The sequence below is a fragment of the Mesorhizobium sp. M1C.F.Ca.ET.210.01.1.1 genome, from assembly GCF_004791585.1.
Classification (GTDB): domain Bacteria; phylum Pseudomonadota; class Alphaproteobacteria; order Rhizobiales; family Rhizobiaceae; genus Mesorhizobium.
On record NZ_SRUU01000009.1, the window covers coordinates 89,393 to 103,317 of the forward strand.

Consider the following 13,925-nt stretch of genomic DNA (forward strand, 5'->3'; position numbering starts at 1 on the left):
TTAACGATCCGCAGTTTCAGACGGAAACGGCGGCAAGGCAAAGAAAAACCGCCCGGCTGAGCCGGGCGGTCGATTGGTCCAGTCAGAGCAATTCCAGGAAAAGTGTGTAACGGTTTTCCGTCCGGAATTGCGTAAAAACAAAGAGATAGAGCATGATGGCGAAAAGTGTAAAGCGGTTTTCGGACGACATCATGCTCATAAAGGCTCAGGTGTTCTTGATCTCCTCGATCGCCTGCGCCATCAGCTCGTCCATCGTCCGGCGGATCTGGTGGTCTGACTGGCTGACCCCGGCCGCGTCGAAATCCTTGCGGATCTTGCGGAAGACGTCGTGATCGCCGGCTTCCTCGATGTCGGAGACGACTACCTCCTTGGCATAGGCCTCGGCATCGGCGCCGGTTTTGCCGAGCTTTTCAGCGGCCCACAGGCCAAGCGCCCTGTTGCGGCGCGCCGCGGCCTTGAAGCGAAGCTCCTCGTCGAAGACGAATTTGCGCTCGAAGCCCTCTTCGCGGTCTTTCATGCTGCTCATGACGTCCCTCCGGTCAATCCGATTCGCTTGGCGGTGAATATGTGTGCTTACCCAGCACAAACCAAAAGCCCGCGGGCCGGTCAATATCCTTGATGGCATGCTGCGCTGCGGCATTTCGGTCCCGAAACCGGTTGATCGGCAGGATTTGCCGATTGAGCAAACATTACGATTGCTATAGACACCGGCATTGAACGCTACCGTCGCCGCAACTAATTTAGGCAGACGGACAGGAACCGGTCGCTTGCCGCCTGCCCGCCAATCCAGAGAAAAAAATCAGATGAAAAATCGCCGCCGCATTTACGAAGGCAAGGCCAAGATCCTCTATGAAGGACCCGAGCCTGGAACGCTGATTCAGTTCTTCAAGGACGACGCCACCGCCTTCAACAAGAAAAAGCACGAGGTGGTCGACGGCAAGGGCGTGCTCAACAACCGCATTTCCGAGCACATCTTCAACCACCTCAATCGCATGGGCATCCCGACCCATTTCATCCGCCGGCTCAACATGCGCGAGCAGTTGATCAAGGAAGTCGAGATCATCCCGCTCGAAGTGGTCGTGCGCAACGTCGCTGCCGGCTCGCTCGCGAAGCGCCTGGGTATCGAGGAAGGCACGGTGCTGCCGCGCTCGATCATCGAATTCTATTACAAGGCCGACGCGCTCGACGATCCGATGGTGTCGGAAGAGCACATCACCGCCTTCGGCTGGGCGAGCCCGCAGGAGATCGACGACATCATGGCTCTGGCCATCCGCGTCAACGACTTCTTGTCCGGCCTGTTCCTGGGCGTCGGCATCCAACTCGTCGACTTCAAGATCGAGTGCGGACGCCTGTTCGAGGGCGACATGATGCGCATCGTCGTCGCCGACGAGATCTCGCCGGATTCCTGCCGCCTGTGGGACGTCGCCACCCAGGACAAGCTCGACAAGGACCGTTTCCGCCGCGACATGGGCGGACTGGTCGAAGCCTACCAGGAGGTTGCCCGCCGCCTCGGCATCATGAACGAGAACGAGCCGCCGCGCCCGACCGGGCCAGTGCTCGTCGCCTCCTCCGAGCCGTCGAAAGGCACCAAGCACTGACTGCCGATGCGGACCTGGCGGCAACGGCGGGTTCGCTACGCACTACCGACCAACCAGGAGTACCGATGAAAGCCCGCATCACCGTCACCCTCAAGAACGGCGTCCTCGACCCGCAGGGCAAGGCGATCGAGCATGCGCTGTCGGGGCTGGGCTTCGACGGCGTCGGCCAGGTTCGCCAGGGCAAGGTCTTCGACATCGAGCTCAACGGTACCGACAAGGCCAAGGCCGAAGCCGACCTAAAGGCCATGTGCGACAGGCTTCTGGCGAACACGGTGATTGAGAATTACGCGGTGGAGATCGCCTGACAATGAAATCAGCCGTCGTCCTCCTGCCTGGCCTCAACCGCGACCGCGACATGATCGCGGCGCTGACCAAGATTTCCGGACAGGCGCCGGCGACCGTCTGGCAGACCGACACTGAGATTCCCGACGTCGACCTGATCGCCATTCCCGGCGGCTTCTCCTTCGGCGACTATCTGCGCTGCGGCGCGATCGCGGCGCGCATGCCGGTGATGCGGGCGGTGGCCGAAAAGGCGGCCAAGGGCGTCATGGTCATCGGCGTCTGCAACGGCTTCCAGATCCTGGTCGAGGCGGGGCTGCTGCCCGGCGCGCTGATGCGTAACGCCTCGCTGAAGTTCGTCTGCCGGCAGGTGAAGCTCCAGATCGCCAACGCCAACACCATGTTCACCCGCCGCTACCAGCCGGGCCAGATCATCCGTTCACCGGTGGCGCATCATGACGGCAACTATTTCGCCGATACCGAGACGCTTGCGCGCCTCGAGGGTGAAGGCCAGGTAGTGTTCCGCTATGCCGAGGGCACCAATCCCAACGGCTCGATCAACGACATCGCCGGCATCGTCAACGAAAAAGGCAATGTGCTTGGCCTGATGCCGCATCCCGAGAACCTGATCGAGGCAGCACATGGCGGCAGCGACGGCCGGGCGCTGTTCGAAGGCGCCCTCGGCATCGCTGCTTGATCTCTTTCAGACATTTCCTTTCAGAACGCGGGGCGGACCGTATGAGACTGACGATTGCTCGCCTTGCTCTCCTGGCCGCCGGACTTGTGTTGGCTTCCTGCCAGTCCGGTTCCAAGACCGCGCCGGCGCCGTCAGGCAAGAGCGCCTCTTTGCTTGCCATGGAGCAGGTCGCGATTGCCGCGCATAAGTGCTGGATCGCCAGCAAGGACCCGGCCTTCAAGTCCTACCAGATGGCCAATGAGCTCAATTCCTACAGCGGCACGCCGCGCTTCCTGCTGGTGCCGGCCAAGCACTATGGCGGCAAGCCGCTGCTGGTCGTGCAGGCGCAGGGCAATTCCAGCAAGGTCGATGTGTTCGGCCCTCTGATGGCCGAGCCGCTCGGCGCGCGCATCGGCTCCGACATCGCCCGCTGGCAGGCCGGCAATCCGTCCTGCGCAGCCGCCGCGTGAGCCGGCCATGGGCCGGTTCCTGCAATTCGCGGGACTGGTTGCCGGGCTGATAGGGCTCGTCCTGCAGTTCGCGATCACTATCCCGGCGTCGATGGCGGCGGGCCGCGGCCTGCTCGGTTCGGTGGTCTTCTATTTCAGCTTCTTCACCATCCTGACAAACGTCGCCGCCGTGCTGGTGCACGCTTCGCTGCTCTCGCCCACCGGCTATGCCTGGTTCCCGGCCTTTGCCGGAAGGCGCGTGCGGGCCGGCGTCGCGGCCGCCATAACGCTGGTCTTCATCGTGTACGCGACGGTGCTCGCGCGCCTTTGGGCGCCGGAAGGGCTGTTCTTCCTCTGCGACGTGCTGTTGCACTATGTGGCGCCGCTGATCTTCGTGCTGTGGTGGCTGATCGCGGGCGCCGACGGCCGCACCCGCTGGCGCGACATTTCCTGGTGGATGACCTATCCGCTCGCTTATCTTGCCTATGCGCTGATACGGGCGCCATTCGCCGGCGAAGTACCCTACCCGTTCCTCGACGTGGCGAAGAACGGCGCGGCCAGCGTCGCCATTGCGTCGCTGACCATCACCGCATTGTTTCTCGGCCTCAGCGTGCTCGCCGTGCTTGCCGACCACGGCGTCGGCCGCCTGCGGAAGTAGCCCGGACCGGCCTGTCTCGCTCGGCAGCGATTAGTCCCAGAACGGCCTGATGCCTTCGCGATGGGCATCGCAGCGCGAGATGCCGATGTCCTTGAGCTGCTCGTCGGTCATCTCGAGGAGCGCAAGGCGGCCGCGACGGCGCTCCAGCATCCGCCCGAGCTGCCTTGCGATGGAACGAAACACGAGCGCCAGCCGATCGACGAAGCTGCGGCGAACCGACGAATGGCCATGCAACTCGGCGCCATCGCGATGGAATGTATCAATTGTATTCATCTTTCGATCTGCCAAACTAATGAATTGTACCTCTAGTGCGCACGTAGTCATATCGATTGACTCATCGCGCGGCGCAATATAGAAAATTGTCACCATGACAAATTGGCTCCCCAATCTCTCCTCCGGCTCCGGCCCGCTGTATCAGCGCCTTGCTGACAGCATTGAGTCAGATATCGACAAGGGCGTTATCGATGCCGGTGCAAAACTGCCGCCGCAGCGCGATCTCGCCTACGATATCGGCGCGACGGTCGGCACCGTCGGCCGGGCCTATCAGTTGCTGCGCGAGCGTGGATTGGTCAGCGGCGAGGTCGGGCGCGGCACCTATGTGCTTGCGCGGCGTGCGGATACCCCGAAAGTGGATCACGAGCCCGCCGTCCTAGGCACGCGCCCCATCGATGCGCCGACGGGCAAGCTGCGCTTCGACAGCACCGCGGCGCCCGATGTCGGCCAGGGTGCCGTCATTGCGGACCTGCTGGCGCGCACGGCGCAGGAACATCCGCACGACATTTCGAGCTACACCAGGGATTTTCCCGAACGCTGGTACGAGGCGGGCAGCCGCTGGCTGGCGCGCAACTCCTTCCGCCCCTCGCCCGATTCAATCGTGCCGACGCTGGGCACGCATGCCGCCGTGATGGCGGCGATCGCCGCGCTCACCATGCCTGGCGACTATATCGTCTTCGAGCATCTCACCTATTCGCAGATCTCGCGCAGCGCCGGGCTGATCGGGCGCCGCACGGCGCTGGTCTCGGCGGACGACGAAGGTCTCGATCCCGTCGATTTCGAGCGCGTCTGCGCGCAGAAACACCCGAAGATGATGTTCGTGATGCCGACGGCGAAGAACCCGACGCTGGTGACGCTCTCGGCGGAACGGCGCCAGGCGATCGCGCGCATCGCGCGTGAATACAATGTCGCGCTGATCGAGGACGATCTCTACGGCGAGTTGACCGACGATCCGACGCCGCTGCTTGCGGAATACGCCCCGGAGCGCACGATCGTCGCCGGCGGTCTGTCGAAATCCGTCGCGGCCGGCGTGCGCGGCGGCTGGCTATCCTGTCCGCCCGCCTACCGCCACCGCATCCGCATCGCGCACAAGATGATGACAGGCGGCTTGCCCTTCCTGCTGGCGGAGGTCGGCACCAGGCTGGTGATGTCCGGCCAGGCAAGCGAAATCCGCAAGCGCTGCATTGCCGAGATCCAGGCCCGTCTCCATGTGGTGCGCGAGACACTGGCCGGATTCGATTTCAGGACAAGGGACAATGTGCCCTTCGTCTGGCTCACCTTGCCTGATCCCTGGCTCTCCGGCACCTTCAAGAATGCCTGCCTGGCGCAAGGCGTTCTCATCGACGATGAGGACGAGTTCAAGGCCGGCCGTTCCGAGCAGGTTTTCCATAGTGTGCGCTTCGGCGTGTCGCAGCCCCGCCAAAGCCAGGAGGTGGCCGGCGGCGTCGCCGTCATCCGGCGGCTCCTGGACGAAGGCCGCGCCGGCTACGACAGTTTTTCCTGACCGCCCGGCGCGCTACCGGCCGAGCGGGTGCCGGCGCAGCGGGTTTTCAGGCGTTTTTCGTCATCCGGTGGGGTGTATCGCGCGAAAGCTTGCGATAAGAGAGACTCGAAAATCCCCCTCTCCCACGGACACAAATCGCCGCTCATGACCATTTCCAATTCCGTGCCGATCACTCCCGAGCTCGTCGCCGCGCATGGGCTGAAGCCCGACGAATACCAGCGCATCCTCGACCTTGTCGGGCGCGAGCCGAGCTTTACCGAGCTCGGCATATTCTCGGCGATGTGGAACGAGCACTGCTCCTACAAGTCTTCCAAGAAATGGCTGCGCACGCTGCCCACCAGCGGCCCGCAGGTCATCCAGGGACCAGGCGAGAATGCCGGCGTGGTCGACATCGGCGACGGCGATTGCGTCGTTTTCAAGATGGAGAGCCACAACCATCCCTCCTACATCGAACCCTACCAGGGTGCCGCGACCGGCGTCGGCGGCATTCTGCGCGACGTCTTCACCATGGGTGCGCGGCCGGTTGCGGCGATGAACGCGCTGCGTTTCGGCGCGCCCGACCATCCCAAGACCCGGCATCTGGTCGCCGGCGTCATTTCCGGTGTCGGCGGCTACGGCAACTCCTTCGGCGTGCCGACGGTTGGCGGCGAGGTGAATTTCGACGCCCGCTACAACGGCAACATCCTGGTCAATGCCTTCGCGGCCGGCCTCGCCAAGACCAACGCCATCTTCCTGTCGCAGGCGAAAGGTGTCGGCCTGCCGGTCGTCTATCTCGGTGCCAAGACCGGGCGCGACGGCGTCGGCGGCGCCACCATGGCCTCGGCCGAGTTCGACGACAAGATCGAGGAGAAGCGGCCGACCGTGCAGGTTGGCGACCCCTTCACCGAAAAATGCCTGCTGGAGGCCTGCCTCGAATTGATGGCCTCGGGGGCCGTCATCGCCATCCAGGACATGGGTGCCGCCGGCCTCACCTGCTCGGCGGTCGAGATGGGCGCCAAGGGCGATCTCGGCATCGAGCTCGACCTCGACAAGGTGCCGGTGCGCGAGGAGCGCATGAGCGCCTATGAGATGATGCTGTCGGAAAGCCAGGAGCGCATGCTGATGGTGCTGCGCCCCGAGAAAGAGCAGGAAGCCGAGGCGATCTTCCGCAAATGGGGCCTCGATTTCGCCATCGTCGGCAAGACGACCGACGACCTGCGCTTCCGCGTGCTGCACCAGGGCGACGAGGTCGCCAATTTGCCGATCAAGGAACTGGGTGATCAGGCGCCCGAGTATCACCGTCCTTGGGTCGAAGCGAAGAAGCCGGAGCCGCTGGCCGTGAGCGATGCGCCCAAGGCCGATGTCGCGGATGCGCTGCTGAAAATGCTCGGCGGGCCGGACCTCTCCTCGCGCCGCTGGGTGTGGGAACAGTACGACACGCTGATCCAGGGCAATTCGCTGCAGCTTCCGGGCGGCGATGCCGGCGTGGTGCGCGTCGAGGGCCATCCGACCAAAGCGCTCGCCTTCTCCTCCGACGTCACGCCGCGCTATTGCGAGGCCGATCCTTATGAGGGCGGCAAGCAGGCCGTGGCCGAATGCTGGCGCAACCTGACTGCCACCGGCGCCTTGCCGCTTGCGGCCACCGACAATCTCAATTTCGGCAATCCGGAGCGACCCGAAATCATGGGCCAGTTTGTCGGTGCCATAAAAGGCATCGGCGATGCCTGCCGCGCGCTCGGCTTCCCGATCGTCTCCGGCAATGTCTCGCTTTATAACGAAACCAACGGCCGCGGCATCCTGCCGACGCCGACCATCGGCGGCGTCGGACTGATCGCCGACTGGTCGAAAATGGCCCGCATCGGCTTTGCCGCCGAGGGCCAGATGATCGTGCTGGTCGGCGCGCCGCCGAGCTGGGGCAGCCATCTCGGCCAGTCCGTCTATATGCGCGACATCCACGGCCGCGCCGATGGCCCGCCCCCGCCCGTCGACCTCGACCATGAAAAGCGTGTCGGCGACCATGTGCGTTCGCTGATCGCCTCGGGCATCGTCACTGCCGCGCACGACGTCTCGGACGGCGGCCTTGCCGTGGCGCTGGCCGAAATGGCGATGGCGTCCGGCATCGGCGCCACCATCCCCGGCCTCACCGGCACCGACCCGATTCCGGTCTGGTTCGGCGAGGACCAGGGCCGCTACCTGCTGACGCTGTCGATCGACCCGCAAAGCGGCGAGTGGGACAGGATCCGCGAGGAGCAGGGCAAGCTCGGCATCTTCGCCCCGTGGATCGGCACCACCGGCGGCAACGCGCTGAAACTCGGCGAGACGAGGGCCATACCGGTCAGTGAGCTGAAAGCTGCCCATGAAGGCTGGTTCCCGCGCTTCATGGACCAGGCCATTTGACCAGATTGGCGGTCCGGGCGCTGCTTGCAGTCGTCTTCTGGCCGTCGCTGTTCTTTTTCTGGTTTCTCGGCCCGTTCGTCTTTCTGCTGCTGTCGACGACGTCGGATGAGGTCTGTCCGCGGCTCGAAACGCGGGCCGAGTTCCTCGCGACGGCCAACGGCACGCTTCCGATGCTGGCGGTCCAGAGCCTTATCTATGCGGTCCCGATCGTTTGCTTGGTGCTTTGGGACCGCCTTTCGCCAGAGCCCGCGCGAGCAAGGCATGTCGTCACCTGCGTCAAGCTCTTCGCCGTCACCGTCGTCATGGGGCTGCTGTGGGCGTATGGCTCCTCGCTCATGTGCGACGGCTATGGCCAGACGTTCGTCTCGCCGCTCTGGCAGTGGGCCAGCTATCTTCCCCTCCTCGGCCTGGTGATCAACGTCCCGCTCTATGTCCTGACCTTCAGCCTCGGCCGCGCCTTCTCGACCCGCGAGGATGCACCCGCGGACGATGCGACCCTTCCGAAGCGAAACGCTCCCTGAGTTCCCTCTCGCGCTGTAGACGGAACCGCTTCAATCCGGACCGGAAAGGCTCTACGCTGATCCCGACTCTTCATCGCACGGGCTGCACCGCTCCCCGCCCGAAAACAGGATTAATGTCATGGCAATGGACGCGCACGAGATCGAACGGCTGATCAAGGAAGGCATTCCGGACGCCAAGGTGACGATTCGCGACCTCGCCGGCGACGGCGACCACTACGCGGCCGAAGTGGTGGCCGAAAGCTTCCGCGGCAAAAGCCGCGTCCAGCAGCACCAGATGGTCTATGATGCGCTGAAGGGCAATATGGGTGGCGTGCTGCACGCGCTGGCCCTGCAGACCAGCGTTCCGGATTGAACATCGCTGCCGTTCAGGCTTGGCCCAAGAACGCGTCATCCTTTGCGCCATTCCAATGGCGCCGCGGCTAACGTCTTGTTTCAGCCAACCTATGGGTCTATTTGATGGACATGCTTCGAGCCTGGCTCCCACAGGCGTGAAAGGATCGTCCATGAGTGGCATCAACGACTACATCGACAGCGAAGTGAAGAGCAACGACGTCGTGCTCTTCATGAAGGGCACGCCCGGCTTCCCGCAATGCGGCTTTTCCGGCCAGGTGGTCCAGATCCTCGACTATGTCGGGGTCGACTACAAAGGCGTGAACGTGCTGACCTCCGCCGAACTGCGCCAGGGCATCAAGGACTATTCCAACTGGCCGACCATTCCGCAGCTCTACGTCAAGGGCGAGTTCGTCGGTGGTTGCGACATCGTGCGCGAGATGTTCCAGGCCGGCGAGCTGCAGGATTTCCTGGTCGAGAAGGGCGTCAGCGTCAAAGGCGCCGCCTGATTTGAACCCCGCGCCGGCCGGCGCAGCCGGCTGCGCTGTGAAATCCGGGGCTGCCCCACCTCGGCACCATAGTTTCCCTGGCACGGGAACGGGACGAACCGATGCGCCGGCTTACCGGCGCATGTTCGTTTGCAAGATCGGATTTTGCCGTGGACAAGCAGGTAGTGGCGCAGCAATCGGCAAGCAGCTTGCCCATTCCGCGCTGGGAATTCATCGCGCTCTGCGCGGCGCTGATGGCGCTCAACTCTCTGGCCATCGATATCATGCTGCCGGCATTGCAGCAGATCGGCGCCTCGCTCGGCGTCGAGAATGAAAACCACCGCCAGTACGTGATCACGGCCTATATACTTGGCTTCGGCACCGGACAGCTTTTCTTCGGGCCAATCTCCGATCGTTTCGGCCGCCGCGCGCCGCTGGTCGTCGGCCTGATCATCTATGTCGCGGCGGTTGCCGCTGCTGCCGTCGCGCCCAGTTTTGGCATTCTGCTTGCCTGCCGTGTCGTGCAAGGCATCGGCGCCGCGGCGACGCGCGTCATCGCGGTTTCGATCGTGCGCGACACGTTCGAAGGCCGTCGCATGGCCGAGGTGATGTCGCTGATATTCATGGTGTTCATGGCGATCCCTGTCGTCGCCCCGGGCATCGGTCAGTTCATCATGCTCTTCGCCACCTGGCACTGGATCTTCGTCACCATGGCCGTCGGCGCACTGATCGTCTCGACATGGTCGCTGCTTCGCCTGCCGGAGACGCTGCATCCGGAATATCGCCGTCCGCTGACGGTCAACGCGGTCGTCGGCGGCTTTCGCATCGTGCTCACCAACCGCATCGCGCTTTGCTACGCCTTTGCCAGCACTTTCATCTTCGGCGCCATGTTCGGCTTCATCAATTCGGCGCAGCAGATCTATCTCGAAGTCTTCCATGTCGGCGAGCTGTTCCCCTTGATCTTCGCCGGCGTCGCCGGCGTGCTCGCCTTCTCGAACTTCCTCAACGCGCGGCTCGTCGGCAAGATCGGCATGCGCCGCCTGTCGCAAAGCGCGCTGCTCCTGTTCCTCGGCATCAGCATGATCTGGCTCGTCGTTTCGCTGGAGATTCAGATGCCGCTGTGGCTGTTCGTCGCCTTTTTCGCCGGCGCGATGGTGCCATTCGGCTGCCTGGGCGCGAACTTCAACGCGCTGGCGATGGAGCCGCTTGGCGAGCTTGCCGGCACGGCGTCCTCCATCCTCGGCTTCATGCAGACTTTTCTCGGCGGCCTCCTCGGCACGCTGATCGGCCAGGCCTATAACGGCACGGTCACGCCGCTGGCCGCCGGCTTCTGCAGCGTCTCGGTCGCGGCCTTGCTGATGATCCTGATCGCCGAGCGCGGCAGGCTGTTCCAGCCGCACAACCCGCCGGTGTAGGCGTCCTCGCTCCGGTCAGTCCGCCCAAAGCTCGCGACGCAATTCGTCCCAGCTCGTCTTGTCTGGCGCGACGAGCAGGCCGCCGTCGACATGCGACGGCAAATAGGGATCGCCGTCGATGCGCGCGGCGTGGCCGCCGGCTTCCTGATGGATCAGCACGCCCGCGAGGTGATCCCACGGCATCAGCTTGTTGTAGACGACGAAATGCGCATGGCCGCTGGCCAGCAGCCGGTATTCGTGCGCCGCGCAGCGATAGCCGAACTGCGACAGCGCCTTGGTCTGGTTGCGCGCGAGCCGCGAGCGTTCCGGCTCCTTCAGATATTGCCAGGACACCGCGCCGGTCATCTCAGAGATCGGTACCGGCTCGGCGACCCGCACCCTCTCCCACGCGCCATCCGAGTGGCGGATATGGCTGCCGGCGCCTTTGGCGCCGACCAACCAGTCCTTGCCGACCGGGTCGTGGATGATGCCGGCAACAGTCTCGCCTTCGACGATGACGCCGAGCATGACGCCGAAGAGCGGAACGCCGGAGGCGAAATTGAAGGTACCGTCGACGGGATCGATGACGAAGGCGAGTTCGGCGTCGCCCAGTCCCGCAAGCAAGGCCGGATTGTCGGAGCAGGCCTCCTCGCCGACGATCATCGCCGAAGGGTAACGCTCGCGCAGCCTGCCGGTGATCAGCCTTTCTGCATTGACGTCCGCTTCGGTCACCAGATCCGCGGCCGAGGTCTTCTGGCGCACATCACCATCGCCCAGCCGGCGGAAGCGCGGCATGATTTCGGCCCTAGCTGCATCGGCGAGAAGGTCTGCGAGCCAGTCGATCGCACGGTCGTCAAATGTCATCAGAAATGTCTTGCCCTGTGGTGAAGCGCGCACCGAGCGCGGCGAAATCGAACAGTTTCCGGTCAAGCAGGTGCGACGGGCGCACATTGGTCATGGCGCGGATCATCGTGTCCTTGCGGCCGGGCATGCGTTTCTCGATGTCGTCGAGCATCGCCTTCATGGCGTTGCGCTGCAGCCCTTCCTGGCTGCCGCAGAGGTCGCAGGGGATGATCGGGAACTTCATGGCGCCAGCGAATTTCTCGAGGTCGGCCTCCGCGCAATAGGCGAGCGGGCGCAGCACCATGACGTCGCCCTCGTCATTGAGAAGCTTGGGCGGCATGGCCGCGAGACGCCCGCCATGGAAGAGGTTCATGAAGAAAGTCTCGAGAATGTCTTCGCGGTGGTGGCCGAGCACCAGCGCCGAGCACCCCTCCTCGCGCGCGATGCGGTAAAGATGACCGCGCCTCAGCCGCGAGCACAGCGAACAATAGGTGCTGCCCTCGGGCAGCTTGTCGGTAACCACCGAATAGGTGTCCTGGTACTCTATGCGGTGCGCAATGCCGTTGGCGCTGAGATAGTCAGGCAGGATGTGCTTTGGAAAATTCGGCTGGCCCTGATCGAGGTTGCAGGCGAGCAGCTCGACCGGCAGCAGCCCGCGCCATTTGAGGTCGAGCAGCAGGGCAAGCAGGCCGTAGGAATCCTTGCCGCCGGAGAGCGCCACCAGCCAGCGCTCGCCGGGCTTGACCATGGCGAAATCCTCGATCGCCTGGCGAGTGAGTCTCAAGAGCCGCTTGCGCAGCTTGTTGAACTCGACCGAGGACGGCACATCGCGAAACAGCGGATGAAACCCGCCCTCTTCCCCGTCGTCGATCGGCTCGAGCGATTTGACGTCAAGCGATTTGGTATCTGGCAGCATATTCATGGCGCTCGCGCCCCGCAGTCTTTGATGCCGTCCGGATTAGCGGACATAGGCAGCAAAGAAAAGGCCGCCTCGAGAGGCGGCCCTGACTGGTGTCGCTGATCGGCTTCGATCAGCGCGAATAGAATTCGACGACCAGGTTCGGCTCCATCTGGACGGCGAACGGCACGTCCGACAGACCGGGGACGCGGCTGTAGGTCGCGGTCATCTTGTTGTGGTCGGCCTCGATGTAGTCCGGCACGTCGCGCTCGGCCAGACCGACCGATTCCAGCACGATGACGAGCTGCTTCGACTTCTCGCGCACCTCGATGACGTCGCCCGGCTTGCAGCGGTACGAACCGATGTTGGTGCGCTTGCCGTTGACGTTGACATGGCCGTGGTTGACGAACTGGCGGGCGGCAAAAATGGTCGGCACGAACTTGGCGCGGTAGACGATCGCGTCGAGACGCGACTCGAGCAGGCCGATCAAATTCTCGGAAGTGTCGCCCTTGCGGCGGTTGGCCTCTTCATAGACCTTGCGGAACTGCTTTTCCGAAACGTCGCCGTAATGGCCCTTCAGCTTCTGCTTGGCGCGCAGCTGCAGGCCGAAGTCGGAAAGCTTGCCCTTGCGGCGCTGGCCGTGCTGGCCGGGGCCGTATTCACGCTTGTTGACCGGGGACTTCGGGCGGCCCCAGATGTTTTCGCCGAGACGGCGGTCGATCTTGTATTTCGCGGATTCGCGCTTGCTCATCGCATTCCCTTTCAAAACAATATACCCGCAGCCCCATGGCTCCGGGTGAAGGAAACGCGCCCTCCTCTGGCCTCCGTTTTCGAGACCTGACAGGGTTTTCCACGCAACGCGACGGAAAACCCACGGGACACGTCAATTCGAACAAGACCGCCAATAGCTCGGCGAGGTCTTGCCCATGCAAAAGAAACCACCGGGCGTCGCCACCCGGTGTTGGTGGGTCTGTTAAACAGAGATTTAACCGGTGTCAAGCTTGTGACTGGCGACAGAACGGGCGACCCGATACCATCCTGCGTTGCATGCGGTGCCGATACGGCGGACGCCGCCGGCATCAGGGCGGGGTGCAACCATTCTGGACGTAAGCTTGCCCTGACATCTGATGAAGGGACTGGAGCTGAGGAGTCCGAAATCCCATGAAGAAGTTCTTCCTTACTTTAGCCGGAGCTGCGGTGTTGGCAGGATCGATGGCGGTCATGGCGCCGGAACCTGCCATGGCGAGGCACTGGCAGGGCCATACACAGGTCTGCCGCGTCGTGGTGAAGAAAAGAGTCGTCTGGCGGCACGGCCACCGGCACGTCATCCGTTACAAGGTGCGGCACTGCTGGTGGCGCCGGTAAGTCGGCAGCTTGAGCCAAAAAGGCGAAGCCCGCGCTCAACCCGCGGGCTTTTTGTATCCGGTGCCGGCCCGACCTGGCGCACTCATGACTTCTTCGCGGGCAGGCCCTTGCGCTTGGTCTCGGCGAATTCCTCGAGTTGCGCCTCGCTCATCGATTCATACATTTCGCGCGAGGCGCCCTTGAGCTCGCTCTTCTTGATCTCGCCACGTTTGGCTGCCAGCGCAGCGCCGGCGGCCTTCTGCTGAGCTTGTGATGTGGCAGGCATGGTTTGGG

General features: G+C 63.5%; 18 protein-coding genes. 12 read left to right on the forward strand and 6 right to left on the reverse strand.

Annotation, left to right across the window (positions count from 1 at the left end; translation table 11 throughout):
* Positions 1-205: 205 nt before the first annotated feature.
* The gene (locus EN853_RS12525; RefSeq protein WP_127860124.1) at positions 206-526 is read right to left on the reverse strand and encodes a DUF1476 domain-containing protein; all 321 of its coding nucleotides are present in this window, start codon (positions 524-526) and stop codon (positions 206-208) included.
* Between the two features lie 277 nt (positions 527-803).
* Between EN853_RS12525 and purC the strand changes: the two genes are divergently transcribed.
* From purC to EN853_RS12550, 5 genes are all read left to right on the forward strand, one after another.
* Complete coding sequence (gene purC, locus EN853_RS12530) at positions 804-1,598, forward strand: phosphoribosylaminoimidazolesuccinocarboxamide synthase (protein WP_059185109.1); 795 nt, start codon at positions 804-806, stop codon at positions 1,596-1,598.
* 65 nt (positions 1,599-1,663) lie between these two features.
* A complete protein-coding gene (gene purS, locus EN853_RS12535) occupies positions 1,664-1,903 on the forward strand; it encodes a phosphoribosylformylglycinamidine synthase subunit PurS (RefSeq protein WP_127860123.1) in 240 nt (79 codons plus the stop codon).
* Between the two features lie 2 nt (positions 1,904-1,905).
* Positions 1,906-2,574, forward strand: a complete 669-nt coding sequence (gene purQ, locus EN853_RS12540; protein ID WP_127860122.1) for a phosphoribosylformylglycinamidine synthase subunit PurQ — start codon at positions 1,906-1,908, stop codon at positions 2,572-2,574.
* Positions 2,575-2,615: 41 nt separating this feature from the next.
* On the forward strand, positions 2,616-3,023 hold the full coding sequence (locus EN853_RS12545) for a hypothetical protein (protein WP_127860121.1): 408 nt from the start codon (positions 2,616-2,618) through the stop codon (positions 3,021-3,023).
* A 7-nt stretch (positions 3,024-3,030) separates the two neighbouring features.
* A complete protein-coding gene (locus tag EN853_RS12550; protein ID WP_127860120.1) occupies positions 3,031-3,660 on the forward strand; it encodes a Pr6Pr family membrane protein in 630 nt (209 codons plus the stop codon).
* 30 nt (positions 3,661-3,690) lie between these two features.
* Here the strand turns inward: EN853_RS12550 and EN853_RS12555 are convergent, their stop codons facing one another.
* Positions 3,691-3,933, reverse strand: coding sequence for a DUF1127 domain-containing protein (locus EN853_RS12555; protein ID WP_127860119.1), 243 nt, complete (start codon positions 3,931-3,933; stop codon positions 3,691-3,693).
* A 94-nt stretch (positions 3,934-4,027) separates the two neighbouring features.
* Here EN853_RS12555 and EN853_RS12560 point away from each other — a divergent pair, with 94 nt between their 5' ends.
* The 6 genes from EN853_RS12560 to EN853_RS12585 all read left to right on the forward strand — a co-directional run bounded on the left by EN853_RS12560 (position 4,028) and on the right by EN853_RS12585 (position 10,567).
* Entirely contained in the window at positions 4,028-5,437 is a 1,410-nt protein-coding gene (locus tag EN853_RS12560; protein ID WP_127860118.1) for a PLP-dependent aminotransferase family protein, read from the forward strand.
* A gap of 144 nt (positions 5,438-5,581) precedes the next feature.
* Positions 5,582-7,813, forward strand: a complete 2,232-nt coding sequence (gene purL, locus EN853_RS12565; RefSeq protein WP_127860117.1) for a phosphoribosylformylglycinamidine synthase subunit PurL — start codon at positions 5,582-5,584, stop codon at positions 7,811-7,813.
* Positions 7,810-8,334: a hypothetical protein gene (locus EN853_RS12570; protein WP_127860116.1), complete on the forward strand. Its 525-nt coding sequence runs from the start codon at positions 7,810-7,812 to the stop codon at positions 8,332-8,334. The genes purL and EN853_RS12570 overlap by 4 nt, the downstream gene beginning before the upstream one ends.
* 118 nt (positions 8,335-8,452) lie before the next feature.
* Positions 8,453-8,686, forward strand: a complete 234-nt coding sequence (locus EN853_RS12575; RefSeq protein WP_127860115.1) for a BolA family transcriptional regulator — start codon at positions 8,453-8,455, stop codon at positions 8,684-8,686.
* Between the two features lie 151 nt (positions 8,687-8,837).
* Positions 8,838-9,173 carry a Grx4 family monothiol glutaredoxin gene (gene grxD, locus EN853_RS12580; protein ID WP_066995148.1) on the forward strand — a complete coding sequence of 112 codons (336 nt, stop codon included), beginning with the start codon at positions 8,838-8,840 and terminating at the stop codon, positions 9,171-9,173.
* A gap of 149 nt (positions 9,174-9,322) precedes the next feature.
* Positions 9,323-10,567 carry a multidrug effflux MFS transporter gene (locus tag EN853_RS12585; RefSeq protein ID WP_127860114.1) on the forward strand — a complete coding sequence of 415 codons (1,245 nt, stop codon included), beginning with the start codon at positions 9,323-9,325 and terminating at the stop codon, positions 10,565-10,567.
* Between the two features lie 15 nt (positions 10,568-10,582).
* Here EN853_RS12585 and EN853_RS12590 read toward each other — a convergent pair whose 3' ends face one another.
* The 3 genes from EN853_RS12590 to rpsD form a co-directional block, all read right to left on the reverse strand.
* The gene (locus EN853_RS12590; protein ID WP_127860113.1) at positions 10,583-11,410 is read right to left on the reverse strand and encodes an inositol monophosphatase family protein; all 828 of its coding nucleotides are present in this window, start codon (positions 11,408-11,410) and stop codon (positions 10,583-10,585) included.
* Positions 11,400-12,311 carry a tRNA 2-thiocytidine(32) synthetase TtcA gene (gene ttcA / locus EN853_RS12595; RefSeq protein WP_127860112.1) on the reverse strand — a complete coding sequence of 304 codons (912 nt, stop codon included), beginning with the start codon at positions 12,309-12,311 and terminating at the stop codon, positions 11,400-11,402. Before ttcA ends, EN853_RS12590 begins: the two co-directional genes overlap by 11 nt.
* 109 nt (positions 12,312-12,420) lie before the next feature.
* Positions 12,421-13,038: a 30S ribosomal protein S4 gene (rpsD, locus tag EN853_RS12600; protein WP_127860111.1), complete on the reverse strand. Its 618-nt coding sequence runs from the start codon at positions 13,036-13,038 to the stop codon at positions 12,421-12,423.
* A gap of 410 nt (positions 13,039-13,448) precedes the next feature.
* Here rpsD and EN853_RS12605 point away from each other — a divergent pair, with 410 nt between their 5' ends.
* Positions 13,449-13,652, forward strand: coding sequence for a hypothetical protein (locus EN853_RS12605; RefSeq protein ID WP_127860110.1), 204 nt, complete (start codon positions 13,449-13,451; stop codon positions 13,650-13,652).
* A gap of 82 nt (positions 13,653-13,734) precedes the next feature.
* On the opposite strand, the gene EN853_RS12610 is transcribed toward EN853_RS12605, so the two are convergent.
* Complete coding sequence (locus tag EN853_RS12610) at positions 13,735-13,917, reverse strand: DUF3008 family protein (RefSeq protein ID WP_127860109.1); 183 nt, start codon at positions 13,915-13,917, stop codon at positions 13,735-13,737.
* Positions 13,918-13,925: the final 8 nt, after the last annotated feature.